The sequence below is a fragment of the Tersicoccus mangrovi genome (genome assembly GCF_036881825.1).
GTDB classification, from domain to species: domain Bacteria; phylum Actinomycetota; class Actinomycetes; order Actinomycetales; family Micrococcaceae; genus Tersicoccus; species Tersicoccus mangrovi.
On the sequence record NZ_JBAJMW010000005.1, the window covers coordinates 25,573 to 49,519 of the forward strand.

Genomic DNA, 23,947 nt, shown 5'->3' on the forward strand with positions numbered 1-23,947 from the left:
CACGCCGGCGTCCGCACGACCCTCACCGATACGGAAGCGAAAGGAACCCCATGACCACGTCCGACACCGCCCTCCTCGCCACCCCCGTCGACGGCCTCATGGCCACTCCGACCGCCCGCCTGCCCTACCAGGCCGACGTCGGCGTGCGCTCCTTCCTGCTCGAACGAGCCCACGACCTCGTCATCGTGTACAACTCTCCGGGCATCACGACGGCCGCGACGGCGATCCGCACGCTCGGGCAACCGAGTCGGCTGCTGATCAACCACGGCCACGAGGCCATGTACGGCCCGTCCGGCCTCGAGGTGCCCGTGTTCGTCCACGAGCGCGACCGGGCAGAGACCGCCCGGGCCCTGCCGGTGGCCGGCGTCTTCGACCGGCGACAGCTGATCGAGGACGACCTCGAGGTGATCCCCACCCCCGGTCACACCCCGGGCACCACGTGCTACCTCTGGACCCACGATGGCCGGCGGATACTCTTCACCGGCGACTTCGTCTGGATCGAGCACGGCGAGTGGAAGGCCGTGGTTCTCGACCGCGGGTTGCGCGCGGACTACCTCGCCAGTCTCGCGCTGATCCGTGAACTCGACGTCGATGTGCTGGTGCCGTGGGGCACCTCGGACGACGGTCCCGCGCTGGCAGTCACGACCCGGGAGGATTTCCGGTCCCGGATCAACCGGATCATCGGCCGGGTGCGGGCCGGGGGCGACCGGTGACGGTCCCTCCGGGCGGCGTATCAGCTGTCGCGGCCTCCTGACGGGCGTTCGCGCACCGGCGCGCGAACGACGCGAAGACCGGCGAGAACCGGGCGGCGATCGCCGGGTGCTCCTCGGCGAACGCGGTGTGCAGGGCAGCGGCAGCGACGTCGGCGTCCTCACCCGGGCCGGCAAGGTCGGCCCGCATCTCCGGCTCCTCCAGCCAGCGGTCGAGCATCGCCGGGGTCAGCTCGGGGTGGAACTGCAGTCCGAGGGCGGACCCGACGGCGAGCGCCTGCACCGGGCACCCCGCCGAGGCGCCGAGGACGACGGCGCCGTCGGGCGCGTCGACGTTGTCGCCGTGCCAGTGCAGCACGCGGACCTCCCCCGCCGGTAGACCGAGCTCCGGCCGCGACGCAGCGTCGGTGAAGCGCACCGACGCGAGCCCCACCTCGTGCGTGGCGCCGGCATGCAGGTCCGCGCCGAGGGCCGTCGCGATGATCTGGTGGCCGAGGCACACGCCGAGCACGGGCAGCCCACCGTCGACGGCCGCCCGGACGAGGTCGGCCTCGCGTACCAGCCCGGGATGAGCGTCGTGGTCGGTGGCGCCCATCGGGCCGCCCATGAGCACGACGCCGGCGAGCTCGGCGACGCCGGGAAGGTCGTCCTCGGGCCGGTCGATCAGGTTGCGGACCACCAGCGCCAGACCGGCGGCCTCGACGGCGTCGCCGATCAGGCCGGGGCCCTCCCAGGCGTTGTGCACCAGGACCAGGACGGGGGCAGTCATGCGCTGCGCCAGTAGAGGCTGCCGTCGGTCTCGCGGGTGAGGAACCCGAAGTCGACGAGGGCGCGACGCAGCGACGGCACGTCGCGGGTGACGGTGGCGAGCAGCCGGTTGACCTCGCCCTCGGTCAGGACGTCCTCCGCCCCGAACAGGCGCACGGCGAGGTGACCGAGCAGTTCGTCGCGGTCCTCCGTCCGCCGCGGGACGGTGGTGATGCGCCCCTCGTGGAAGAACCGGTCGACGCCGGTCGGCTGCGGTGTGGCGGCCGCCGCGAGGGCGGCGGCGAACACGGAGCCGTCGACGGCGGTCGCGCCGTCGGAACCCGTCGAGAGCAGCCCGGCGCCGGTCAACTTGCGGGTCTCCCGCTCGTCGAGCCGGTCCACCCCGTGCACCACGGCGAGTCCGTACGCGAGGCGCAGTTTGTCATTGGCCAGGGCGGCGAATACCCGTTGCCACGGCACAGGTGTCGCCTTGTCGTCGGACATGGTCATGGCGCCATGCTAACGGCGCGGCCACGTCCGCCAGCCCCCGGGCACCACGGCCAACCGCGCGAGGACCGCGTCGAGGTCGGCCGGGGGCACGTGGTCGAACGATGTTCCGCTGGACGACCGGTCCGCCCCGACCAGACGGGTCGTCCGCTCCGTGCCGTCCCGGCTCAACCGCTCGGTGAACCCCCCTCCGGCCACGGTCAGCACCGTCCACTCGAGCCCCTCGACCTCGTGCTCCAGTGACTCGTCACATGCGTCGCAGCCGCAGGTCGGTGCCGGGATCTCGGTGAACACTCCCGCTCTGAGGACGACGGACGGGTAATCGGTGAAGCGAAAGCGCAGCTCGGCGCGGTCGGACATGCCGGTGCTGACGATGACGTCGCGCAGGGTCGCGTGCGAGGTCGCGACACCGCGAGCGGTAGGTCCCAAGGGCTCGCCGCCTGCGTCGCGGACGGAGCAGGCGAACGTCGCGACGAGGTACGCGACCAACGCATCGGCGACGTCGTGCAGGGGGCGGTAACGCTCAACATGCGTCGCCACGGAATACTCGTCCTCCCGCGGCATCGCCCCCATCGCTCGCGGCGGGTAACGGCGGGCATCCTCGACGATGGCGACGTCCACGGCGGCGGGGCGTCGGTAACCGGCCGTCGCCGCGATGAGGTCCGGGGTCACGGCCGGCTGCGGCAGGGCCGCGATCGGGTCGACCCACGGCGGGTCGGTGGTCCAACCATGCAGCAGCTCGGTCGCCTTCTCGACGATCTGTTCCGGCGCGGGGAAGTCCTCCGCACTGACTCCGGCGTCCGCCGCGGTTCGGACGCCGACGAGTAGATCGATGAGCGTGGACGGGCTGATGCCGCGTCCACCGTCCCCCACCATCGATCCGTCGCCCGGCTGCGGCTGCCAGGCGGCATTCCCTCGGGTGGCAACCATCGCGTTGCCCCAGAAGATGGCGGCGCTGCGGCGCAGCACCGGGTCCGCCGCGAGGAGCCCGGCGAGGTCACGGACCACCGGAAGGAGCAGGTCGGGACGCCGGGCGAGCTCGCGAACGCCGTGACCGCGGCTTCTCAGCAGCTCGACGAATGCGTCGTAACCGACGGCGTGATGCACGGCCGTCGGACTCTCCGACTCCGGTCGGTATTCCGCCCATCGTCGAGGCATCTCATCGGCGCCCGGCAGCGGCAGGGGCGGGCCCGCGAACACGGCGCGTTCGGACATCATGACCGCAGCGTAGCGGTCAGCGTCCCGCGTCCTCAGCGCCGGCGGGAGCACACCCCACCGACGCGCGGTGGCGTAGATTCGCGACCGAGGCAGCACGCTGCGAGCGTCCTGCGAGCGCAGGCACGCCCGGCCAGGACAGTCGAGGAGGCACCGATGTCGATCACCGATGCGGATCAGCGGATTCCCGCCGTCCTGCGCACCAGCGAGTTCGTCCTGCGACCGATCACCGTCGACGACGCCGCCCGGGACCACGACGCCGTGATGGAGACGCGGGAGAACCTGCGGCGGTGGGAATAGTCCACCTGGCCGGCGGACGACTTCACCGTGGAGGCGAACCGGCAGGACCTCGAGGACCTCGCGCCTCGGCACGCCGAGCGTCGGGCCTTCACGTACACCGTGGTCGATCCCGAGGACGTCACGTGCCTCGGCTGCGTGTACATCTTCCCGACGACCGCCACGTTCCTCTTGAGGTCCACCGTGGCTGCCGTCGGCGAGGCCGCCTGGGGCGACGTGGACGCGGTGGTCTACTTCTGGGTCCGCCGGTCGCGGATGCAGACGCACCTCGACGAACGCCTGCTCACGTCGCTGCGTGCCTGGTTCGCCGACGACTGGCGGCTGTCGCGCATCGTGTTCGTCACGAGCCAGCGGTTCGACCAGCAGATGGCCCTGCTCGGCCGCACCGACCTGCGTCCCCTGTTCGAGGTCGCTGAGCCGGGCAAGGCCGGCCGGTATGTCGCGTTCGGCTGAGCCTCACGACAGGTCGAGGTCCAGGCGCTGGGCCTCGTGCCGGCTCGTCGCCGCCGTGATGCCCTCCTCGCGCCACTGGTCGTCGGGGTCGGCCTGTGCGGTGGAAGCTGTGGGCCGGTGCACCCAGCACCCGGCCTCCTGCGCGATCAGCGCGCCGGCGGCCCAGTCGTGCTCGTGCAGGCCGCTCTCCCGGAACGCGTCGAGCGTGCCGTCCGCCACGAGGCACAGGTCGAGGGCGGCCGAGCCCAGCCGCCGCACGTCGGCGAACGCACTCATCAGGCCCTCGAGTTCGTTGAACTGCCGGGTCCGTGAGGTGCCGTTGTAGGAGAACCCGGTGGCGAGCAACCGGCCGGGGCGTTCCGGGTCCGGTCCGCCGAGGCGCGCGGGTCGACCGCGTTCGGCGTCGTCGGTCAGCTGCCGCCGCCAGGCGCCCCGCCCGGCGGTAGCCCAGTACTCGACCCCGAGCGCCGGGGCGTGCACGACGCCGGCGAGCCACCGCCCGTCCGCCGCCACGACCGCCACCGACGTCGCGTAGTAGACGATGCCGCGGATGAAGTTGGTCGTCCCGTCGAGCGGGTCGACGGACCATCGCAGCCCCGTCGTGCTTGCCGGGGACGCCCCGGCGTCGGACCCGGACGTCCCGAGCTCCTCGCCGCTGACGACGTCGTCCGGCCGCTCGTCGGTCAACACCGCGCGCACGGCCCGCTCGGCGGCCAGGTCGAAGGACGTCACCCAGTCCGAATCAGAGGACTTGGTGGTGGCCTCCATCCGCCGCTCGTCGCGCCCGGCGAGCACCGCGGCGCCGGCCGCGGCGGCCCGCCGCGCCGTCGCCAGCAGCTCGTCGAGGTCGACGGACTCACGATCCGGGGAACGGTCCACGGCCATCAGGCCTCCCCGGTGGCGAGCAGCGTCTCGAATCCGGCCTCGTCGAGCACCTTCACGCCGAGCTGCTCCGCCTTGTCCGCCTTCGAGCCGGCGTTCTCCCCCACCACCACGTAGTCGGTCTTCTTCGACACCGAGCCGGCGGCCTTGCCACCGCGGCTGAGGATCGCCTCCTTCGCCTCGTCGCGGCTGAAGTTCTCCAGCGACCCGGTGACGACGACGGTGAGGCCCGTGAGGGTGCGTGGCACCGATTCGTCGGACTCGTCCGCCATCCGCACGCCGGCAGCCGCCCAGGTCTCGACGATCTCCCGATGCCAGTCCTCGGCGAACCACTCGGTCAGCGCCTCGGCGATGGTCGGTCCCACACCGTCGACGTGCGCCAGCTCCTCGACGCTCGCGGCCCGGATCGCGTCCATCGACCCGAATGCCCCGGCCAGAGCCCGCGCGGCGGTCGGCCCGACGTGCCGGATGCTCAGCGCCACGAGCACTCGCCACAGCGGCTGGGTCCTGGCCTTCTCCATCTCCTCGAACATGTGGCGGGTGTTCGCGGTCGGCTCCGGAGGCTTCTTCGCGGTGCCGCGCGTGAAGAAGTAGGGCACCAGCTCGGTCTCGCCCGTGGCCACGCCCTTGACCTTCTTCTCGCGTTCGATCCGCACGTCGGCGAGCTTCTCCGGCGTCAGATCGAAGAGGTCGGCCTCGGTGGTCAGCGGCGGGGTCGCCGGTTCGGCGGGAGCCGTCAGCGCGATGGCCGCCTCCCAGCCCAGCGCCTCGATGTCGAACGCCCCACGGCCGGCGACGTGGAACACGCGCTCGCGCAGCTGGGCGGGGCAGGACCGGGCGTTGGGGCAGCGGATGTCCGCGTCGCCCTCCTTGGCCGGGGCCAGCTCCGTGCCGCAGGACGGGCAGTGGGTGGGCATGACGAAGTCCCGCACGGGCGGGTCCTGCTGATCGCGCAGGGCGACGACGGGCCCGACGATCTCCGGGATGACGTCTCCGGCCTTGCGCAGGACGACGATGTCGCCGATCTTCACCCCCTTGGCCTTGACGACGTCCTGGTTGTGCAGGGTGGCCATCTCGACGGTGGAGCCGGACACCTTGACCGGGACCATGACGCCGTACGGGGTGACCCGGCCGGTGCGGCCCACGTTCACCTGGATGTCCAGAAGCTTGGTGTTGACCTCCTCCGGCGGGTACTTGTAGGCCACCGCCCAGCGGGGCACCCGGGAGGTGTGGCCGAGGCGGCGCTGGGTGTCCAGGTCGTCGACCTTGATCACGATGCCGTCGATCTCGTGCCACAGGTCGTGCCGGTGCTCCCCGTAGTGCTCGATGAAGCCGAGCACCTCGTCGTAGGTGGCGAACACCTTCGTGTAGGGCGAGACAGGCAGGCCCCACCCGGCGAGCAGGTCGTAGGTGGCCGACTGGGTGGTGGCGGTCAACCCCTCGCGGGCGCCGATGCCGTGCACGTAGACGTGCAGGGGCCGGGAGGCCGTGACCTTCGGGTCCTTCTGCCGCAACGACCCGGCAGCAGAGTTTCGCGGGTTGGCGAACGGCGCTTTCCCGTCGGCGACCATCTGCTCGTTGAGGACGAGGAAGTCCGCGCTGGGGATGAACACCTCGCCGCGGACCTCGAGCCGCTCGGGCCAGTCGGACCCGCTCAACCGACGCGGCACGTCCTCGATGGTGACGACGTTGGCGGTGATGTCCTCCCCGGTGACGCCGTCGCCGCGGGTCGCCGCCCGGACCAGCACGCCGTTCTCGTAGAGCAGGTTCACGGCCAGCCCGTCGATCTTGACCTCGGTCAGCCACGCGGGCGCGGGCAGGTGCAGCTGCTCCACCTGGGCCTCGGCGCGGGTGAACCAGGCCCTCAGCTCCTCGAGCGAGAAGACGTCGTCGAGGCTGTAGAGCCGCTGCAGGTGCGTCACCGGGCTGAAGGCGGCCGACACCTCACCGCCGACCTCCTGCGTCGGCGAGTCGTTGGTCTGCAGCTCGGGGTGCAACGCCTCGAGCTCCTCCAGCCGCCGGTACAGCCGGTCGTAGTCGGCGTCGGAGAGGGTCGGCGCGTCGTTCGTGTAGTACGCGACGCGGGCGCTGCGGATCGCGTCGACGGTCTCGTCGTACTCGCGCTGCAGTTCGTCTGCCGGGGCCTCGGACTCGGGGATCTCCGCCTCTGTGCTCACGGCTCCATCTTGCCCCACCCCACCGACCGAACAGCAGGCACGCGGTCGAGGATCAGCCGGTCAGGCGTCGGCGTGCGGCAGGTCCTCGAAGCGCTCCTGGATGCCCTGCAGGCCCTCGATCTCCTCCTGCCGGGCGGCGGTCCAGTACCAGCCGGCGTCGAGCTTGTGCAGACTCATGCCCTCGGCGAACTCGGCGTCGTGCCCGACGTACGCGAGGCGCAGCACGGTGCCGGTCTCGTCCTGCCCGCTGTCCGTGACGACGCACGGCAGGCCCCGGTAACGGCACTCGAGCCGCATCCGGAAGACGTCGGTGACCTCCTCGGCCGGCACGACGCGGCGCCAGGCCGGGCCACGGGTGGCCTCGAAGCCCTCGAGCTGCTCGGCGGCGAGCAGGACGATGCCGTCCCTCGTGACGTCGGCGACGAAGTCCTGGCCCTGCCAGATGGCGTGCCACGCGAGCGTGGACGGCAGGATCGGCACCCGCGGGACCTCCTCCCCGCCGGCGACCTGCAACCAACCGGTGGCCACGTCGGGGTGGATGGCGAGCAGGTCCTCGGAGCCGTCGGCGGACACGCGCCACATCTCCGCGCCGGCGGGCAGCGGCGTCTCGTCGAGAAGGTAGACGGGGGCGACGTGATCCGGCCAGGGCGCGAAACCGGTGCCGGTGTAGGGCGGGTGGTCGACGACGGCGGGGGTGACCGCGTCGTGGGCGACCGGGCCGCGCGGCGGCTGGAAGCGGATGACATCGACGAAGGGAGCGTTCGGGTCGTACGGCGAGCCGGGGTAGCCGAGCGCGAACGCCTCGTGGAGCTGGGCCGGGGTCTGCGCGGCGACGGCGTCCTGCGCACGCAGGACGAACCCGCCGATGCGCTGGAGTCGGCCGGACAGGAACTCGTCGCGGAGGGCGGGATAGAGCACCTTCTGCAGGACCACGGTGGTGTTTCCTCTCGTCATGCGGGCACGGTCGGTGGTTTCACCCTACGGGGCGGGCGGGGTCACGCGAGCGGTCCGTGTTCCCAGCGTTCCTCCGGTTCGCTGGAGCTCGAGCCCTCATACCGCTGCACGAACGACACGACGTCGGCGACGTCGGTCTTCGGCAGGACGCCCTCGACGACGTCGTACGGGTCGCCGTCGATACCCGGCTGGTGGTGAGCATGGTGCGCCCAAGCCTCCCGGGCGCTCGCGAATTGAACGCTCCAGCCGTCATCCTCCGCCTCGCCGCTGATGATGACGTCGCACTGGCGCCACCTTCCCACTACCTGGACGGTGACGATGTCGCTCACCTCGGTGGCCTCCACGCTCAACTGATGACGGAAGCGGATCGGAGCTTCTCCACCCAGACGTGCGGACTTCCACGGTGATGGCAACGGATCATGGCTCCATCGGAGCAGCCACAACTTCCCTCCATCGGGCTCAGGCCCGAGCAACGCGTGGCGTTCTCCCCGCCAGGCGCCATAGGCGCCCGTCAGAAGGCGGCCGTCCCGCGTCGTCCTCATCGATCCCGCTTCCGACGATCCTGGCTCTCCGATGCGAAGTCGCTCAGCTCTTCCAGAGGGACCTCACCGGTGAAGTAGGCGCCCCCTTCGTGGGATTGGAGATAGGGATGGTTGTACAGGTCGAACGCGGCTGCGGCGCCTCGGGGAGCGGTGTCCACGGGTACGCCACCACGCAACGCGACGGTGTCGTCCTCGGGATAGTACGGGCCGACCTCGAATCGATAGCCGTCGAGGCAGGCCCAGAGGGTGTGGCCGAAGAAGGCGTCGACCTCTCGTGCATCGACCGCCCGACGCCATGCTCGAAGCGCAGCACCGAAGGAATATCGTGACCACTCTGTACCTGGCGCCTCGTCGTCGTCGCCCCAGAGAATGATCGTGTCGTCGTCCCTGGCACGGACGGCCCGGAAGACCCGTCCTCCATACTCCGCGAACTGTTCGGTGGTCAGCTGCCCGTCCGGCAGGAAATATCGCCGCCGCCGGACCTGCTCAACCACGGATGGCCTCCCATCGCTCCTCCGGTTCGCCGGCGAAGGAACGGCCTGTGTACCGCTGGACGTGAGACGTGAACGGTGCGAGGTCGTCCGTCGACATCCATCCGGTGAGGCGATCGTGCGGATCGCCGTCGATGCCCGGGAGTCGCTGAGCACCCGCGGCCCACGCTCGCGCGCCATCGGTGAACTCCACCTCCCACCGGCCCTCTCCCAGGGCCTCGTGGACCAGTACCTCGCAACCGCGCCACGAACTGGTCACCCGGACGGAGAACACGTCGGTCACCTCGGACTCGTTCACCGTCACCGACTCAGCCCGGCCGTGCCCGTCCGCCACGACGACGTACTCGCCCTGTGACGGCGTCGCCTTGACCAGTCGGCGCCTTCGGCCGGAATACGTCCCGTACGCGCCGGTGAGCAGATGGCCACCGCTACTCGGCACTCGCCCTCCCGGGTACCGGCATCCGCCTGGTGCTGATGTTCTCCAACTCAGTGAAGGGGATTGACCCGGTGTAGTAGACCCCGCCGTCGTGCAGGGGTCAGGCCAGCGGGCACCTCGTCGCGTGACATGTCGTTCCCTTGAGAGAGATACGCGACGACGAGCCCGGTCTCGGGCTCGTAGTGAAGCAACGTGCTGTCCATCGACTTCCATCGTGCGGCGGTTTCGTTGCGGAAGTGGTCGTCCACCTCGTCCCGGCCCACCCGGAGATACCAATAGAGCGGCAAACCCTGGGCGTCCCGCAGGCGCGACGGATGCCACCGGTCGTCGGGCCGATCGGGAAAGTAGTGCAGAATCCAGAGGTCGTCCGTGGACGTTTGGCGTGCGGGTTCGCTCGCCCGGTAGATTCGGCCTTCGAAGAAGGCGAATTCGGACGACGTGAGGTGACCGTCGGGCAGCGTGTAGGCGACACGCGGCCATGGGTCGTCATCCCCACGCTGCTCACCTCCCTGGATGACCATCGATCCCGTCATCCGAGTGGACCGTACTCCCACCGCTCCTCCGGGCTGCCCACCGGCTTGCCGTTATCCCAGCGTTGCACGAAGGATCGGAATTCGCCCAGGTCATCCCCGTCGATCCAGCCGGACACCCGGTCGTACGGATCGCCGTCGATTCCCGGCAGTTGCTGCGCGCCGGCGGCCCATGCCTGCGCGCCGTCCCGAAAGGTCACCTTCCGCCTGTTCTCGGTCAGGGACTCGTCGACCAGCACCTCACAGTGCCGCCACTCCGAGCGAACGCTGACCGAGAACACCTCCGGCACATCCGCGACGGGGACTTCCCTCGTGTTCTCCCACCGCGTCGTCCGGCCGGACGTGAATTCACGGCTCTTCCAGCCTTCGCGTGGCTCATTCGAGATCGAGACCACCAGGTAGGTGCCGTGGCTCGGTGACACCCGTGAAAGGGCGTGGACGACGCCGTCCCACCGTCCGTAGTTTCCCGTGAGCAGACGCTCGCCGACTGATCCATTCACACCCGATACACCGTCCAGCTCAAGCGAGCGGACCATACTCCCACCGCTCCTCTGGATCCCCCACCGGCTTTCCGTCCTCGAATCGTTGCACATGGGAAACGACGCTCTCGACATCGGCCTTCGGCAGCGTTCCGCCGACCGAATCGTAGGGTTCGCCATCGATTCCCGGCTGGTCCTGGGCGTGATGGGCCCACGCGTCGCGCCCATTCACGAATCCGACCATCCAGGAGAGATCATCCGGCTCGTCGTCGATCACGAGGGCACAGTCGTTCCAGCTGCCGTCCACCTGAGCGTTGAACACGTCGCTCACCTCGCTGGACTCGACACTGAGCTTGTTGCGATAACGAGGCGATGACTCCCCGGGGAGTTGAGCGGACTTCCATGGTGGCGTCAAGGCAACATCGCCCCATCGGAGCAGGAGCAACCTACCTCCGTCAGGCACCGCCCCGAGCAACGCGTGACGTTCTCCCCGCCAGGTCCCGTACGAACCGGTCAGGAGGCGGCCGTCCTTGCTCTCGGTCATGGCGTTCAGACCGGCAGCTCGTACCGCTCGGAGACGAAGTCACTCAATTCCTCGAGCGGCACCTCACCCGTGAAGTACGAGCCGCCCTCCTGTGGTTCGACATAGGGGTGGTTGAGCAGATCGATCTGCGGATACATCCCCCGTCCGGCAGAGCCGGTAGGGGGGGACCCGCCCCGAAGATCCACCGTGCCTTCCGCGACGTAGAAGGCACTCACTTGGAACCGGTATCCGTCGAGGACAGCAGACAGGACGTGGGCGAAGTACGCTCCCACATCCTTCGCGTCAACGTCCCGCCGCCACACCGGAAGGGCACCCACCCCCGGCGTGAACGGCTCCCATCCTGGTCCGGGAGGTTGCTCGTCGTCCCACCACAAGACGAACTGCTCCTGCCTCTTGATGCGGATCGCTCGAAATGGTTGGCCATCGAGCTCGACGAAATTGTTGGTGGTCATGGTGCCGTCTGGGAGAAAGTACCGCAGACGGCGAGCCGGTTCAGTCACAACAAGACACCCGCGTCTTCACAATCATCCGACTCGTCGCCAGATCTCGGACCGGCCGTCGAACACGCCGACCAGTACTTCTTCTCCGGAGGCGTTGAGTTCCCACATCTCGGCCCCGTCGTTCAACCTCACCTCTTGAATCCTGGGATCGATGACGTTGTACTCGGGCATCACCCTGTGCTGCTGAACCTCGCTTCCAGCGAAGCCGTGGCCGGTGTTCGGGTACCAATCGGTATTCGTGTGCCCCGGCGCCATGATCCTTCCATCCGTCATGCGCAGCGACCCGTCGGGCAGGAGGTCTCCCCCACCGGGCCGACTCGCCAGTTCATTGAGGAGCCGCTGATCCGGCGTGAGGACACCTCCGACGTTGTCGGTGGTGAACCGCACGGCGTAGACGGGTCGACTGTTGTCGGGAAGGAACTTCGAGCCGGTGTAGTCAAGACGCAGGGCGTCGTGGATCTCGGCCGGCGTCGAGAGCCTGATGCTGTGACGGGCATCGGTGATGAAACCGCCGGCACTGAGTCGATACTTGTTGTTGGGGTCGAACATCTTCGGCCCGAGGTCATGGGGCAAGACCTTCTGCAGGACGGTGGTGTCAGTGATCGGCGGAAGCGATCGACGGACTTCGAGCAGCGCCTGCAGGTCCGGCGTGGAGAGGGTCTCCACCTGACGATCGACGACCGAGGACAGCCACCGATAGTCTTTGCCCTGGGCCTTCAACGCGGCGTCGAGATCCTTCATCGCGAGGTGATCGGACAGCTGTGCCCGCGACGTCGAGACCTCATGACGCGTCCCGTCGTGGAACACGACCTCCGTCGGGTTCCCTACCCCATCACGGATCAGGTGACCGGGCGGATCGGCCGGACCGCTGCCCCCGCTCCCGTGCTGAGAGGTCGGATCAGACGGTTCGTGGACCTCGTTGGGCTTGCCCGCGACATCCGCGTCGTGCGGGTGGGTGCCAGCCGGGTGAGTGTCAGCGCCCGGCGTGTGCGTCTCCGCGGTCGAGGGGCCGTTCCCGTGGTCCGCGACATCGTGCGCGGCGGCCGGCTTGGCCGAGCCCTCCGGCGCTTCCGGGTGCGTCGTCGAAGCAGCCGGCTTGGCGGTGCCCGACTCCGGCGCGTCCGGGTGCGTGCCCTGCGTGACGGGCTTGCCCGTGGGCGTCCCGTCCTCGGTGCGGACGCCAAATCGCGGCTCGCCCTCCGGCACCGCCCGCGAACCGCCGCCGGACGTGCCCGGGTGCGCACCGGTCGTGCCGGTCGGCCGCGACGGGGTGTCCGCGCCCAGGTGCATCACCGTCGGACGCATGGACGCGCCGCCGGCCGCGTCCGCCAGCCCGTGACCACCGGCCGTCGCGACCCGGGGGCCGCCCAGGCCCAGCTGGTCCGCCATCGCCGCCATGCGAGTGCTGAGCGTGCTCGTGCCGCCGGAGATCTTCACCGGCAGCTCGGCGATCTTCGTGCCCGCGACCTTGATGCCGTCCGTGGCGATGGTGATGCCCTTGATCTTGAGCAGGTTCACCAGGTCCACGCCCTTGATGGTCACGTTCGCCAGGGCGGAGATCTTGGTCGCGTTCAGCACGGTCGCCATCTTCCCGCCCGCACTGGAGACCTCCGCGATCTTGCCCGCGATCGACCCGGTCTTCGCCACCGCACCGCCACCGGCGGTCAGCAGGATCGTCGCCAGGTCGAACGTCGTCTCCCCCGCCGCATAGGCCGGGTCCCGCTTCCAGTCGTCCCAGTGGATCGCGGCCTTGCCCACCGCCAAGAGCTCCTTGCCGGCCCTGTCCACCACGTCCCCGTGCCCGGTCGCCCGCAAAGCCACCTGCGCCAACGGCGTCGACACGATCGCCACGTTCAGGGCGAGCTTGCCCATGCCCTTCCACGTGGCCTTGAACGTGTCCATGTCGGTGACGTTGACCATGTTCCAGAGGCCCTTGAGCGTGCCGGTGACCCCGGACCACACACCCTTGCCGAACGAGCACACCCCGTCCCACGCGTCCTTGTACCAGGGCTTGTCCCACTCGGTCGGCTTACCCCAGGGGATGTTCCCCTCGTTCGACGCCGCGTCCAACTGCTCGTTGGTGTAGCCGTAGGCGATCTGGCCCGCCTTCGCCCCGTCCTGCGTCACCATCACGTACGTCGGGCCACCGTAGAGCGCGTTGATGGAGTTCGCGCACGTCATCTGCGCGGTCTGCAACTCCGCATACAGCCCGTTCAGGCCGTGGATGATGTCCTGTTCCTTCTTGACCAGGCCCTCGTCGTCATCCCAGTCATCCCGCGACCGGCCCGCGATCTCGCTCTCGAACGACGCCGCGTCCGCCTTGATCCCGGCCAGCTTGGTCCTGATCGTGTCCACATCATCGGCGAACCCGTCCGTCGCGGTCTTGACCGTCCCGATGTCGGTGACCAGGTCCTCCGCCGCCGTCGTGACCGGCCCGAACGCCGAGAACACCACCTCATCCCCCGGCGCCGAATACACACCCTTGCCCTGCAACTTCGCCCACGACGTGGACGTCGACGACGCCTTCGACGAGAACGAGGCCGCCTTCGTCTTCAGCGTGGTCCCCGCCGTGCGGATCGTCTCCGGGTCCGGCAGATTCTTCTCGAACGCCCCGATGTCGTAACTCACGAGTACTCCCCCGTCGCTCGTCGATCACGTGTCGCGCATCTCTCGGTCGCTCTCGATTGTGCCATGCAGCCCGCTCACATCGTCCGTCCAGCCTGCTGGGCCGTTGTTCCGTCCTGCCTGCGTCGTTGTCGCGGACCTTTTTCCGCAACCAGTCCGGCATGTGGTCGTCGCCGTTATTCCTCCCAACACCCATCGACCCGTTGGCGTCCACCTTCTCAGGATGACGACGACGGCCCGGCTCCGTTCGGGTCTCGCCGCGCCTGGGGGCCGTCCGGTTTCCTCGCGAGACCGGGGCCACCGCGCCTACCATCGTCGGCGAGCCGTTCCGATGGAGAGGACAGGACATGGACCCCGCGGTGACCTTCGAGAAGGAGGACGGGCTGTGGGCCCAGTTCCCCTACTCGCCCTACGTCCCCGCAGGCATTCCCTCGACAGCCGATCCGGGCGACCGCCGCGTGGTGGGGCGCACCTCCGACGGCGCCGTCGTGTGCGTCACCGACTTCCCGCGCTACTTCAGCCTCGACGACAGCCCCAGCGCGTTGAACCACCCCCTGCAGTTCTTCCCCACCGCCCGCACGTATCTGGACTGGCTCGCCGAGACGTGCCGACGCACGCGGTTCCCCGCCGGGCTCGATAGCGCGGATCCGGCGCGCCGCTTCGATCTGGCCCTCCAGGCGATGCTCTTCGGGCTGGAATGTGATCTGGACGGACTGATCCAGGTGCACCCGCTGGCCGTCGTGCCCTTCGGTATTCCTCGGCGCAAGGAGGAGTTCGCCTTCCGGCCGGTCGACGTCGACACCTGGGAGGTGCTCGACGCCGACGGACGCGTGCTGTCCCCGGAAGAACGAGAAGCGGTCCTCGACCGCGGTCTGTGGGACGTCGCGTCCGGCGGGAATCTCCGCTTCATCACCGAGGAGTTGGGCCAGAGCTGATCGGGCGTGAGGGCGGCGCTGTTCCGTCCTGCCTGCGGCGTCGTCACGGACCTTCCGCTTCAGCCACTCCGGCATGTGCGCGTCGTCCCTCGGGTACGTCTCCAGGTCGGTGACGTAGGTCTTCGGATCAACCGGAAAGTCCCAGTAGGGCTCGTCATCATCGTTGTACTGAGCGTCGAGCTTCCGCCGACTCGTGACCGTCACCACCGCGCCGAACCACGTACCGGGGCCCTGCCGGTACATGACGTCCCGCAACTCCGACGAAAGGACCGTCACCTCATCGTCCACGAGAAGCGACTCCCGACGGCCGTCCTCCGACGTGGCTACCAACGTCTCCCGGTAGAAGGACAGGGTCTTCGAGGTTGTGTACGTGACGACGTCAAAACCGTCGGGGATGAGCGCGTGAAGCTGCCGCCCGAGATGCATCAACCGCTCTGGAACATCGGCAGGGTTCCGCTCGGTGCTGTCATGTGAAGTTCTGGAAACCACTCTTGATCCAGACCCCGCCGTTCAGGCGATAATACGCATCGATCCTTTCGGGCACCGAATTCACCGAGGATATGTCGGCACGACTCTCAGATCCACGGAAGAATTGCCTTCGAGTTCGAGCAATTCCTTCAAGCCCTTTTCCAGATCACCGTAATTGTGGCCGGAGCTGACCTCTCGGAACATCGCGACGAGGTTGATGTCCACTGTCCCCGCCACCGAACATCTTGGCGAGAAGGTGTCCGCCTCATAGCCGACGCCGCCTTCCTTGCCCACCCGCGCGGTGGTGTGCTTCGACCGGTAGGCATCGCCGCGCAACAGGTCGTCGACGTGAGCGACGACGGTTCTCGACGAACTGTCGGTCTGGAAGACGTGGTTGTCGCCGACGACGTACGTGGTGTCGGGCGCCGGTCTCATCAGGTCCGGATTGAGGTGTCCCTTGGTTCCGTACTCGGTCTCGACGTAGTGAATGCGGCCTTCGGCGTTCGTGTAGTACGTCCCACGGCCCGGCACCTCGTATGCCGTCGAGGGCTGCAGAATTCTGTCGGTTCCAAAGGGCTGCTCTAGCCTTCGGGAGGTCGACATCCGGGACCTGGACGGTGTGCTGCACCTCCGCCCGCGCGGATACCTCTCCGTCCGGCAGGACGGGCAGGCTCCGCGCCGTCGCGCGAAGCCGGGTGCTCACCGCTGGCGCTGAAGCCGCTCCACCTGTCGAGCGCGGATCCCGATCCGGGGCTCGCACTCAGGCAGCGCCCGAGTGCCGGTCCAATCGGTACTCGTGCCCCGGGTGGGAACCGGTCGGTCCGGTCCCCCGACTCCGGGCCAGGCCGTGCGCGCCCAGGCGCACCACCGACGCACGACGAACACGATGAGATCCAGGAGCGCAACCTCTGGGATCTCCTACGACGACGGATAGCTGAGCACCATCACCGGAATCCCCACGAACGACCGATAGCTAGCGAGTCACTCCGTCTTGCCCGCCTCGTGGTCGCGGACCTTCTGCCGCAACCACTCCGGCACGTGTGCATCATCGCGTGGGAAAGCCTGGAGGTCAGTGGCGTAGATCTGAGGGTCCGGAGGGAAGTCCCAACCAGGCTCATCGTCGTAGTTGTAGGACGCGTCTGCCTTCCCCTCCGCAGTCACAGTGAAACGAGCGCTGAACCAGGTGCCCGCCCCGTCGCGGTACATCAACTGACGAAGCTCGCCAATAGCATCTGAGAGCTCCCGGTCACCGCGTATCGATTGCTCGATTCCGTTCCCCATGACGGCGATGACCTGACGAGATCCCAGTGCGACCGTTCGACTCGTTGAACATGACACACTCGTAGCTCCTACGGGCAAAAGCGCATGAAGACAACGAGCGACGTTGACGAAGGCGTCTTGCTCCGTCAAGTCTTCGCGAGTGTCGTCTGCGCCCGACGCATCCACGCTATTCCGTCTTCCCTGCCTCGTGGTCGCGGACCTTCTGCCGCAACCACTCCGGCACGTGTGCATCATCGCGTGGGAAAGCCTGGAGGTCAGTGGCATAGATTTGCGGGTCCACCGGGAAAGGCCACGTCGGCTCGTCGTCGTAGTCGTAGGATGCGTCGGCCTTCCCGGCCGCGGTCACCGTCAGTGCGGCGCTGAACCACGTTCCGGATCCGGGATTGTACATCGCGGCTCTAAGGTCGTCGACTGCGTCGTCGACCTCATCACTGCCTTGAAGCGACTGTCTGTTGCCTTCCTGATCCTCAGCGGTGATGACCGAGGTTTGAACAGCGTGTGTTGCCGACACCCTCATGTCGATCTTCTCGGATGCCGGTGGGATCAAGGCGTGAAGTTGTCTTGCAACGGCGATGAACTTTTCCTGCTCCCCTGACCCATCAGACATTTTTGAACCTGGCACGCTGCCACTCCCTTCCGTTGATCCGATACCCCGCTCGAATGAGCTGCGGAACGTCTCCATCTCCGCTGAAACGCGGCCGAACGTTGATTTCGATCGTTGGTTTGGAGGTCTCGTCCAGGAGTCGCCTCAAGTCTCCTTCGAGGTTACCGAAGCTGTGGCCGCTACCCGGTTGACCTCACGGAGCATGGCCACGAGGTCGATGTCCTCAGTACCGCCACCGAATGCCTTACCCAGCAGAGGATGAGTTGGGCAAGAACTGATCGTGCGGGAGTGCCGCGCTCTGCCGGCCCGGTGGTCACGGATCTTCTGTCACCACCACCCGGCATGTGCGCGTCACGCTCGAGAATTTGTCGAGGTCGGACACATAAACCTGGCGGTCCGGCGGTTGCTATTCGGTCTTGCCCGCCTCGTGATCGCGGACCTTTTGTTGCAACCACTCCGGCATGTGCGCGTCGTCCCTCGGATACGTCTCCAGGTCCGTGACGTAGGTCTTCGGATCAACCGGAAAGTCCCAATAAGGCTCGTCATCATAGTTGTACTGGGCGTCGAGCTTCCCCCGACTCGTGACCGTCACCACCGCGCCGAACCACGTACCGGGGCCCTGCCGATACATGACGTCCCGCAACTCCGACGAAAGGACCGTCACCTCATCGTCCACGAGAAGCGACTCCCGACGCCCGTCCTCCGACGTGGCTACCAACGTCTCCCGGTAGAAGGACAGGGTCTTCGAGGTCGTGTACGTGATGACGTCAAAACCGTCGGGGATGAGCGCGTGAAGCTGCCGCCCGAGATGCATCAACCGCTCTTGAATATCAGCGGGGTTTCGCTCAGCGCCATCACTTGAAGTTCTGGAAACCACCCTTGATCCAATCCCCGCCGTTCAGGCGATAAAATATGGCGATACTATCTGGCACGGAATTCACCGAGGAATACGTCGGTCTGATTCTCATATCCACTGAAGGACCGCCTTCGAGTTCGAGCAGTCTGCCCAAACCCTTCTCCAGATTACCGTAGCTGTGGCCGGCCCCGCGGTTGATCTCTCGAAGCATCGCCACGAGGTTGATGTCCTCGGTGCCGCCGCCGAACATCTTGGCAATCAGGTGTCCACCCTCGTAGCCGATGCCGCCTTCCTTGCCCACGCGCGCGGTGATGTGCTTCGACCGGTAGGCATCGCCGCGGAACAAGTCGTCGACGTGCGCGAGGACGGTTCTTGACGAACCGTCGGTCTGAAAGACGTGGTTGTCGCCGACGACGTAGGTCGCGTCGGGCGCTGGATTCATCAGGTCCGGGTTGAGGTGTCCCTTGGTTCCGTACTCGGTCTCGACGTAGTGAATGCGGCCTTCGGCGTTCGTGTAGTACGTCCCACGGCCCGGCACCTCGTACGCCGTCGAGGGCTGCAGAACTCTGTCGGTTCCAAAGGGCTGCGTGATCTTCGGAAGATCGGCGTTCGTGACGTGGATGGTGTGCTCCACCGCAGGCCGCGGGTGCCCTTCCGCACCAGCGGGAGTGAGATCTTCCGCGCCGCCTTGCGGCGTAGCGCCACCACCTCGCACGTCATCGATCTGGGCCGGACCGTGCGGGACGGCGCTGCCGGAGCGACCGTCGATCCCGAGATCCGCCTGCGCGCTGTGCGGGACCCCCGCGTCGTCCACGCGCGACACCGCGGCATCCGCCGGAGTTCCGTGACCCGTTTTGCTGTCGGGCACCTCCGGGTGCGTCGTCGTCGCGGCCGGCTTCGCCGAACCCGACTCCGGGGTCTCCGGGTGCGTCGTCGTCGCGGCGGGCTTGGCCGGACCCGACTCCGGGGTCCCGGGGTGGATGCCCTGCGTGACGGGCTTGCCCGTGGGCATGCCGTCCTCGGTGCGGACGCCGAACCGCGGCTCGCCCTCGGGCACCGCCCGGCCGCCTCCACCGGCACCGGTGCCCGGGTGGGAACCGGTCACACCGGTCGTCGCACGGGACGGCGCGTCCGCGTCCAGGTGCATCACCGACGCCCGGGCGCCACCGGTGTCGGCGACGTCGGCCAGGCCGCGCCCTGTCGAGCTCGCCAGCCCGGGACCACCGTGCGCACCGGCGGTCGCCAGACGCGGGCCGCCCAGGCCCATCGAGTCGCCCATCGCCGCGATCCGCGCATTGACGTTCTCGATGCCGCCGGAGATCTTCACCGGCAGCTCGGCGATCTTCGTGCCCGCGACCTTGATGCCGTCCGCGGCGATCGTGATGCCCTTGATCTTGAGCAGGCTCACCAGGTCCACGCCCTTGATGGTCACGTTCGCCAACGCGGAGATCTTGGTCGCGTTCAGCACCGTCGCCATCTTCCCGCCCGCACTGGAGACCTCCGCGATCTTGCCCGCGATCGACCCGGTCTTCGCCACCGCACCGCCACCGGCGGTCAGCAGGATCGTCGCCAGGTCGAACGTCGTCTCCCCCGCCGCATACGCCGGGTCCCGCTTCCAGTCATCCCAGTGGATCGCGGCCTTGCCCACCGCCAGCAGCTCCTTGCCGGCCCTGTCCACCACATCCCCGTGCCCCGTGGCCCGCAACGCCACCTGCGCCAACGGCGTCGACACGATCGCCACGTTCAACGCGAGCTTGCCCATGCCCTTCCACGTCGCCTTGAACGTGTCCATGTCCGTCACGTTGACCATGTTCCACAGGCCCTTGAGCGTGCCGGTGACCCCGGACCACACACCCTTGCCGAACGAGCACACCCCGTCCCACGCGTCCTTGTACCAGGGCTTGTCCCACTCCGTGGGCTTACCCCACGGGATGTTCCCCTCGTTCGACGCCGCGTCCAACTGCTCGTTCGTGTAGCCGTAGGCGATCTGGCCCGCCTTCGCCCCGTCCTGCGTCACCATCACGTACGTCGGGCCGCCATAGAGGGCGTTGATCGAGTTCGCGCACGTCATCTGCGCGGTCTGCAACTCCGCATACAGCCCGTTCAGACCATGGATGATGTTCTGTTCCTTCTTGACCAGGCCCTCGTCGTCATCCCAGTCATCCCGCGACCGGCCCGCGATCTCACCCTCGAACGACGCCGCGTCCGCCTTGATCCCCGCCAGCTTCGTCTTGATCGTGTCCACATCATCGGCGAACCCGTCCGTGGCCGTCTTCACCGTCCCGATATCGGTGACCAGGTCCTCGGCCGCCGTCGTGATCGGCCCGAACGCGGAGAAGACGACCTCGTCGCCCGGCGCCGAATACACACCCTTGTGCTGCAGCTTCGCCCAGGAGGTGGACGTCGACGTCGCCTTCGACGAGAACGAGGCCGCCTTCGACTTCAACGTCGTCCCCGCCGTGCGGATCGTCTCCGGATCCGGCAGATTCTTCTCGAACGCCCCGATGTCGTAACTCACGAGTACTCCCCCTCGTCACTGCGCGTCGGGTATCGGATGCCCCGGGCCGCGCGACGGACCGCCGCTGTTCGAGCCGCCCGTGGTGGCACCCGGCGCGTCGTCGGCCTTGGCCTGCTCGGCTCGCGCCGCGTTCTCGCGCGCCGTGGCGGACATCGTCGAATCCGCGTCCGTGAGGATGGTGACCACTTTGTTCACCGCGCTCAGGGCGGTGCCGGTGCGTCCCACGACGTTGCTGATGTCCGGGCTGAAAGCCTTCTCCGAGGCGCCCTTCAAGGCGGTGCCGATCGGTTCGGCCTTGGTGGCCGTCGCCAGCTCGCTGACGGCGGTGCCGAAGTCGGAGACGAGTGTCGTGTAGGTCTTGTACACGCCGTTGACCTCGTTGAGCACGCCGACCACGGCGCTCGTGGACACGTCGAAGGACATGGTTCACTCCTGCAGTTCTGGGCTGACCGTTCTGGGATGGCGGATCCGGGCTGGTGGATCCTCTCGACGCGTGGGGTCGGCGTCCGCCTACCTGATGGGCTCGCACGACCGCGACGCGACGGCGCGACCGGACCTGCCGAGGCGCCGTGTGGCGCCCCGGCAGACACGGTGGAATCAGCCGATGTTGCTGACCGCGGTGCGGGCCCGGTGTCCGGCCCCGGAGGCGGTGTCGTCGTTGAGGCCCAGGGTCTGCTTGACCAGGTGAATGATGTTCTTGACCTCACCGGCGGCGTTCTTCCACCGCTGCTCGACGGCGTGGTACTCGTCCGAGACGCCGTCGGCCTGGAAGTCGGCCATCGCGGCGGCGACGTCCTTCTCGCGGGCGGCGATGAGGGTCTCGAGCCGGCCGATGGTGGCCTGGATGTCGCTCTGGACCGAGCTGGAGACGCCGGTGTCGTACGAGATGCGATCGTTCATGGTGATTTCCCCTCTGGAGCCGGACGGTGATCCGGCGGACGACGATGGTGGGTGCGGCCGGTCAGGCGCGACGCGAACGGAAGTCGGCCGAGCTGAAGTCGGCGGAGCCCTGCGACTGGGTGGCGTTGTCCGCGGCCTCCTGGTCACCGGTCTGGAACGCGGTGTCCATGCCGCCCTGGCCCTCGAGGATCGCGCCGAGGGAGTTGTTCAGCTCGTTGGCGATCTCGTCGGTGCGGTGCTTGAAGTCGTCGAAGCGCGCGCGGCCGGATCCGTTGAACTTCCCCTCCAGCGGCGTTACGTCGGCGACCAGCTTGCGCACGAGCGACCCGAGGTCCTCGCTGTTGGTGCTGGTCTGGTTGGTCAGCGTGCTCAGGGTCTGGGCCCCCATGTCGAACTTCACGTCGATCCCCTCTCCGTTGTTCCGGGCCCGCGGACCCGGCGTCGTGCAGCTTCCATCTCCATGGAACCGGAAAGGACGCACCCGTACAAGCGCCGACGATGGGAAGAACTACCCATGTCCGCGGCGCGGTTCCGCCCCGTCGCGGCGGTGTGGGATGGAAGGATGGTGCCGACCGAGCACCGCATGGGGGAAGGAGATCGGTGGCCGCCGACTATGACAGCCAGCTCATCGAGTCCGTCGCCGTCCGACGAAACCGGCTGCTGACGGCGCTGCTGTACGGGAGCAACCCGTTGCAGCGCCGCTGGGCGGACGGTGTGCGGACGTTCTTCTACAGCGTCGCCGTGGCCGCCCTGGTCGCGGCCGTGTGCGTCGGCTACTCCTTCGTCTCGAACCTCCTGGCCCAGCAGAACGCGAAGCAGCAGCAGCAGGAACAGGACCAGCAGCGCCAGCAGCAGCTGAACCAGCAGCGGCAGGGCGCACCCGCGCCGGGCCGGCCCGGCGGCGTCGTCGTGCTGCCGATCGCGCTGACGCTGCCCCCCACGACGGCGGAGGTCGCCTGATCATGCCCACGGATCTCACGCGCGTCACCGTGCTCGGCAGCCACCGGCACGCGGACCTGCTGCTGCCCTCCGACCACCCCGTCGGCGCCCTCATCCCCCGGGTGCTGGACCTGCTCGAGGAGCCGGCCCGCGGACGCGCCGCCGAGAAACTGCTCGTCACCGGTACCGGTGCCACACTGTCCGCGGACGGGACGCTGGACGAGGCGCGCGTGCTCGACGGCGCCGTCCTCACCCTCGTCGACCGGGCGGACGCCCCGCCGCCGCCGGTCATCTACGACGTCACGGACGCCGTCGTCGAACGGACCGACGCGATGGGCGGCGTGTGGACGCCCGCCTGGCGCTCCGCCGTCGCCGCCGTCGCCGGCGCGCTGCTGCTCACCGGCGTGTTCTGGGTCCTCTCGCCGCTGCTGTCCCCGCACGGCCTGCTGCCGCTGATCGGCGCCGCCGCCGCCCTCGCCGTCGGCACGGCCGCCCTGCCGCGGTCCGCCACGCGGGTGGCCGGCGCCATGCTGCTCGGCACCGGCGTCGCGTCCGGGGTGCTCGGCATCCTGCTGCTGCCGGCCACCCCACCGCTGCACGCCGTCGGCCTGGCCGGCCTCGCCCTCGTCGTCCTGCTCCTGCTGACGCTGGTCTCCTCGACTCGCGCCGTGTTCCTCGGCGGCGCGATCACCCTCGCGGTGCTCGCCGCCCTGTGGGTGCTGATCTGGGTGTGGACGGCGACGCCCGCCCGCGCCGGCGCGGTGATGGGGATCGTGACGCTGATGGGGCTCGGCCTCGTGCCGAGGATCGCGCTCTCGGGTTCTGGCCTGGCCGCCCTCGACGACCGGCGGGCGGCCGGCGGCACCCTGCGCCGCACCGACGCGCTGGCGGCGATCGCCTCGGCGCACCGTTCCCTGACGATGGGCACCGTCATCTGCGCCGTCTCTCTCGGCGCGGCTCTGTGGCTGCTCGGCGGGGACCGCCGCGAGCCGGTGTGGAGCCTCCTGCTGTTGGCGGTGCTCACCGCCGCGACGGCGCTGCGGGCCCGGGCGTTCCCGCTCGCCGCCCAGCGTGCGGCGCTCTACGCGGCGGCCCTGACCGGGGTCGCGGCGCTCGTGCTCGATCTGATCGGCCGCGGCCCGGCGACGCGCTGGCTGGCGGTCGCGGCCCTGGTCGTCGTCGTCGCCGGCATCCTGATCGGCCTGCTCGTGCGGGCACCGGCACACGTGCTCGCCCAGTTGCGGCAGAACGGGAACCGCGCCGAGACGCTGCTGATCATCGCCTCGGTGCCACTGGCGGTCGGGATGTTCGGCGTCTTCGCGCAGCTGCTGACGAGCTTCGGATAGAGGGGGACGAC

Annotated in this window: 28 protein-coding genes; 6 read left to right on the forward strand and 22 right to left on the reverse strand. The window is 68.5% G+C overall.

Features of this window, described 5'->3' with window-relative positions; translation table 11 throughout:
• Positions 1-50 precede the first annotated feature (50 nt).
• Positions 51-713: an MBL fold metallo-hydrolase gene (locus V6N00_RS10835; protein WP_334232295.1), complete on the forward strand. Its 663-nt coding sequence runs from the start codon at positions 51-53 to the stop codon at positions 711-713.
• On the opposite strand, the gene V6N00_RS10840 is transcribed toward V6N00_RS10835, so the two are convergent.
• From V6N00_RS10840 to V6N00_RS10850, 3 genes are read right to left on the reverse strand one after another with little or no spacing between them, the layout of a single operon-like run.
• Complete coding sequence (locus V6N00_RS10840; RefSeq protein WP_334232296.1) at positions 679-1,479, reverse strand: type 1 glutamine amidotransferase; 801 nt, start codon at positions 1,477-1,479, stop codon at positions 679-681. The two genes, V6N00_RS10835 and V6N00_RS10840, sit on opposite strands and share 35 nt — an antisense overlap.
• Complete coding sequence (locus tag V6N00_RS10845) at positions 1,476-1,967, reverse strand: DUF2087 domain-containing protein (RefSeq protein WP_334232297.1); 492 nt, start codon at positions 1,965-1,967, stop codon at positions 1,476-1,478. Before V6N00_RS10845 ends, V6N00_RS10840 begins: the two co-directional genes overlap by 4 nt.
• 9 nt (positions 1,968-1,976) lie before the next feature.
• Positions 1,977-3,182: a DUF6226 family protein gene (locus V6N00_RS10850; protein WP_334232298.1), complete on the reverse strand. Its 1,206-nt coding sequence runs from the start codon at positions 3,180-3,182 to the stop codon at positions 1,977-1,979.
• 153 nt (positions 3,183-3,335) lie between these two features.
• Here V6N00_RS10850 and V6N00_RS10855 point away from each other — a divergent pair, with 153 nt between their 5' ends.
• A complete protein-coding gene (locus V6N00_RS10855) occupies positions 3,336-3,479 on the forward strand; it encodes a hypothetical protein (RefSeq protein ID WP_334232300.1) in 144 nt (47 codons plus the stop codon).
• 27 nt (positions 3,480-3,506) lie between these two features.
• Entirely contained in the window at positions 3,507-3,929 is a 423-nt protein-coding gene (locus tag V6N00_RS10860) for a hypothetical protein (RefSeq protein ID WP_334232302.1), read from the forward strand.
• Between the two features lie 3 nt (positions 3,930-3,932).
• Here V6N00_RS10860 and V6N00_RS10865 read toward each other — a convergent pair whose 3' ends face one another.
• The 11 genes from V6N00_RS10865 to V6N00_RS10915 form a co-directional block, all read right to left on the reverse strand.
• Entirely contained in the window at positions 3,933-4,814 is an 882-nt protein-coding gene (locus tag V6N00_RS10865) for an inositol monophosphatase family protein (protein WP_334232304.1), read from the reverse strand.
• Positions 4,814-7,006, reverse strand: a complete 2,193-nt coding sequence (gene ligA, locus V6N00_RS10870) for an NAD-dependent DNA ligase LigA (RefSeq protein WP_416385074.1) — start codon at positions 7,004-7,006, stop codon at positions 4,814-4,816. Before ligA ends, V6N00_RS10865 begins: the two co-directional genes overlap by 1 nt.
• Before the next feature lie 42 nt (positions 7,007-7,048).
• Complete coding sequence (locus tag V6N00_RS10875) at positions 7,049-7,942, reverse strand: hypothetical protein (RefSeq protein ID WP_334232308.1); 894 nt, start codon at positions 7,940-7,942, stop codon at positions 7,049-7,051.
• A gap of 41 nt (positions 7,943-7,983) precedes the next feature.
• Positions 7,984-8,271, reverse strand: coding sequence for a hypothetical protein (locus V6N00_RS10880; protein WP_334232310.1), 288 nt, complete (start codon positions 8,269-8,271; stop codon positions 7,984-7,986).
• A 209-nt stretch (positions 8,272-8,480) separates the two neighbouring features.
• Positions 8,481-8,978, reverse strand: coding sequence for a hypothetical protein (locus V6N00_RS10885; protein ID WP_334232312.1), 498 nt, complete (start codon positions 8,976-8,978; stop codon positions 8,481-8,483).
• The gene (locus V6N00_RS10890; RefSeq protein WP_334232313.1) at positions 8,971-9,414 is read right to left on the reverse strand and encodes a hypothetical protein; all 444 of its coding nucleotides are present in this window, start codon (positions 9,412-9,414) and stop codon (positions 8,971-8,973) included. Before V6N00_RS10890 ends, V6N00_RS10885 begins: the two co-directional genes overlap by 8 nt.
• 47 nt (positions 9,415-9,461) lie before the next feature.
• Positions 9,462-9,944, reverse strand: a complete 483-nt coding sequence (locus V6N00_RS10895; RefSeq protein ID WP_334232315.1) for a hypothetical protein — start codon at positions 9,942-9,944, stop codon at positions 9,462-9,464.
• Complete coding sequence (locus V6N00_RS10900) at positions 9,941-10,477, reverse strand: hypothetical protein (RefSeq protein ID WP_334232317.1); 537 nt, start codon at positions 10,475-10,477, stop codon at positions 9,941-9,943. Before V6N00_RS10900 ends, V6N00_RS10895 begins: the two co-directional genes overlap by 4 nt.
• Positions 10,461-10,751, reverse strand: coding sequence for a hypothetical protein (locus tag V6N00_RS10905; RefSeq protein WP_334232318.1), 291 nt, complete (start codon positions 10,749-10,751; stop codon positions 10,461-10,463). The genes V6N00_RS10900 and V6N00_RS10905 overlap by 17 nt, the downstream gene beginning before the upstream one ends.
• A gap of 218 nt (positions 10,752-10,969) precedes the next feature.
• A complete protein-coding gene (locus tag V6N00_RS10910; RefSeq protein WP_334232320.1) occupies positions 10,970-11,416 on the reverse strand; it encodes a hypothetical protein in 447 nt (148 codons plus the stop codon).
• A 72-nt stretch (positions 11,417-11,488) separates the two neighbouring features.
• Complete coding sequence (locus tag V6N00_RS10915; protein WP_334232322.1) at positions 11,489-14,092, reverse strand: hypothetical protein; 2,604 nt, start codon at positions 14,090-14,092, stop codon at positions 11,489-11,491.
• Between the two features lie 344 nt (positions 14,093-14,436).
• Here V6N00_RS10915 and V6N00_RS10920 point away from each other — a divergent pair, with 344 nt between their 5' ends.
• The gene (locus tag V6N00_RS10920; protein WP_334232324.1) at positions 14,437-15,024 is read left to right on the forward strand and encodes a hypothetical protein; all 588 of its coding nucleotides are present in this window, start codon (positions 14,437-14,439) and stop codon (positions 15,022-15,024) included.
• A gap of 549 nt (positions 15,025-15,573) precedes the next feature.
• Here V6N00_RS10920 and V6N00_RS10925 read toward each other — a convergent pair.
• The 8 genes from V6N00_RS10925 to V6N00_RS10960 form a co-directional block, all read right to left on the reverse strand.
• Positions 15,574-16,095 carry a DNA/RNA non-specific endonuclease gene (locus V6N00_RS10925; RefSeq protein ID WP_334232326.1) on the reverse strand — a complete coding sequence of 174 codons (522 nt, stop codon included), beginning with the start codon at positions 16,093-16,095 and terminating at the stop codon, positions 15,574-15,576.
• A 378-nt stretch (positions 16,096-16,473) separates the two neighbouring features.
• Positions 16,474-16,773, reverse strand: coding sequence for an antitoxin YezG family protein (locus V6N00_RS10930; protein ID WP_334232328.1), 300 nt, complete (start codon positions 16,771-16,773; stop codon positions 16,474-16,476).
• Positions 16,774-16,939: 166 nt separating this feature from the next.
• The gene (locus V6N00_RS10935) at positions 16,940-17,455 is read right to left on the reverse strand and encodes a hypothetical protein (RefSeq protein ID WP_334232330.1); all 516 of its coding nucleotides are present in this window, start codon (positions 17,453-17,455) and stop codon (positions 16,940-16,942) included.
• Between the two features lie 328 nt (positions 17,456-17,783).
• Positions 17,784-18,191, reverse strand: a complete 408-nt coding sequence (locus V6N00_RS10940; RefSeq protein ID WP_334232332.1) for a hypothetical protein — start codon at positions 18,189-18,191, stop codon at positions 17,784-17,786.
• A 40-nt stretch (positions 18,192-18,231) separates the two neighbouring features.
• The gene (locus V6N00_RS10945; protein WP_334232334.1) at positions 18,232-20,751 is read right to left on the reverse strand and encodes a DNA/RNA non-specific endonuclease; all 2,520 of its coding nucleotides are present in this window, start codon (positions 20,749-20,751) and stop codon (positions 18,232-18,234) included.
• A gap of 15 nt (positions 20,752-20,766) precedes the next feature.
• Positions 20,767-21,174, reverse strand: a complete 408-nt coding sequence (locus V6N00_RS10950; RefSeq protein WP_334232336.1) for a DUF6507 family protein — start codon at positions 21,172-21,174, stop codon at positions 20,767-20,769.
• A gap of 174 nt (positions 21,175-21,348) precedes the next feature.
• Positions 21,349-21,651, reverse strand: coding sequence for a pore-forming ESAT-6 family protein (locus V6N00_RS10955; RefSeq protein WP_334232337.1), 303 nt, complete (start codon positions 21,649-21,651; stop codon positions 21,349-21,351).
• Between the two features lie 61 nt (positions 21,652-21,712).
• Complete coding sequence (locus V6N00_RS10960) at positions 21,713-22,051, reverse strand: hypothetical protein (RefSeq protein ID WP_334232338.1); 339 nt, start codon at positions 22,049-22,051, stop codon at positions 21,713-21,715.
• A gap of 200 nt (positions 22,052-22,251) precedes the next feature.
• Here V6N00_RS10960 and V6N00_RS10965 point away from each other — a divergent pair, with 200 nt between their 5' ends.
• Together V6N00_RS10965 and eccD are read left to right on the forward strand one after the other, a co-directional pair.
• Entirely contained in the window at positions 22,252-22,611 is a 360-nt protein-coding gene (locus V6N00_RS10965; protein WP_334232339.1) for a hypothetical protein, read from the forward strand.
• A 2-nt stretch (positions 22,612-22,613) separates the two neighbouring features.
• Positions 22,614-23,936: a type VII secretion integral membrane protein EccD gene (gene eccD, locus V6N00_RS10970; protein ID WP_334232340.1), complete on the forward strand. Its 1,323-nt coding sequence runs from the start codon at positions 22,614-22,616 to the stop codon at positions 23,934-23,936.
• Positions 23,937-23,947: the final 11 nt, after the last annotated feature.

What these genes read in the sequence shown, in the direction of transcription:
- V6N00_RS10930 (WP_334232328.1), bottom strand. Translation starts at nt 16,773, where the DNA reads ATGGGGAACGGAATCGAGCAATCGATACGCGGTGACCGGGAGCTCTCA.
- V6N00_RS10900 (WP_334232317.1), bottom strand. Translation starts at nt 10,477, where the DNA reads ATGGTCCGCTCGCTTGAGCTGGACGGTGTATCGGGTGTGAATGGATCA.
- V6N00_RS10935 (WP_334232330.1), bottom strand. Translation starts at nt 17,455, where the DNA reads ATGGAGACGTTCCGCAGCTCATTCGAGCGGGGTATCGGATCAACGGAA.
- V6N00_RS10950 (WP_334232336.1), bottom strand. Translation starts at nt 21,174, where the DNA reads ATGTCCTTCGACGTGTCCACGAGCGCCGTGGTCGGCGTGCTCAACGAG.
- V6N00_RS10840 (WP_334232296.1), bottom strand. Translation starts at nt 1,479, where the DNA reads ATGACTGCCCCCGTCCTGGTCCTGGTGCACAACGCCTGGGAGGGCCCC.
- V6N00_RS10865 (WP_334232304.1), bottom strand. Translation starts at nt 4,814, where the DNA reads ATGGCCGTGGACCGTTCCCCGGATCGTGAGTCCGTCGACCTCGACGAG.
- V6N00_RS10850 (WP_334232298.1), bottom strand. Translation starts at nt 3,182, where the DNA reads ATGATGTCCGAACGCGCCGTGTTCGCGGGCCCGCCCCTGCCGCTGCCG.
- V6N00_RS10855 (WP_334232300.1), top strand. Translation starts at nt 3,336, where the DNA reads ATGTCGATCACCGATGCGGATCAGCGGATTCCCGCCGTCCTGCGCACC.
- V6N00_RS10895 (WP_334232315.1), bottom strand. Translation starts at nt 9,944, where the DNA reads ATGACGGGATCGATGGTCATCCAGGGAGGTGAGCAGCGTGGGGATGAC.
- V6N00_RS10955 (WP_334232337.1), bottom strand. Translation starts at nt 21,651, where the DNA reads ATGAACGATCGCATCTCGTACGACACCGGCGTCTCCAGCTCGGTCCAG.
- V6N00_RS10940 (WP_334232332.1), bottom strand. Translation starts at nt 18,191, where the DNA reads ATGCATCTCGGGCGGCAGCTTCACGCGCTCATCCCCGACGGTTTTGAC.
- V6N00_RS10920 (WP_334232324.1), top strand. Translation starts at nt 14,437, where the DNA reads ATGGACCCCGCGGTGACCTTCGAGAAGGAGGACGGGCTGTGGGCCCAG.
- V6N00_RS10875 (WP_334232308.1), bottom strand. Translation starts at nt 7,942, where the DNA reads ATGACGAGAGGAAACACCACCGTGGTCCTGCAGAAGGTGCTCTATCCC.
- V6N00_RS10845 (WP_334232297.1), bottom strand. Translation starts at nt 1,967, where the DNA reads ATGACCATGTCCGACGACAAGGCGACACCTGTGCCGTGGCAACGGGTA.
- eccD (WP_334232340.1), top strand. Translation starts at nt 22,614, where the DNA reads ATGCCCACGGATCTCACGCGCGTCACCGTGCTCGGCAGCCACCGGCAC.
- V6N00_RS10910 (WP_334232320.1), bottom strand. Translation starts at nt 11,416, where the DNA reads ATGACCACCAACAATTTCGTCGAGCTCGATGGCCAACCATTTCGAGCG.
- V6N00_RS10925 (WP_334232326.1), bottom strand. Translation starts at nt 16,095, where the DNA reads ATGTCGACCTCCCGAAGGCTAGAGCAGCCCTTTGGAACCGACAGAATT.
- V6N00_RS10835 (WP_334232295.1), top strand. Translation starts at nt 51, where the DNA reads ATGACCACGTCCGACACCGCCCTCCTCGCCACCCCCGTCGACGGCCTC.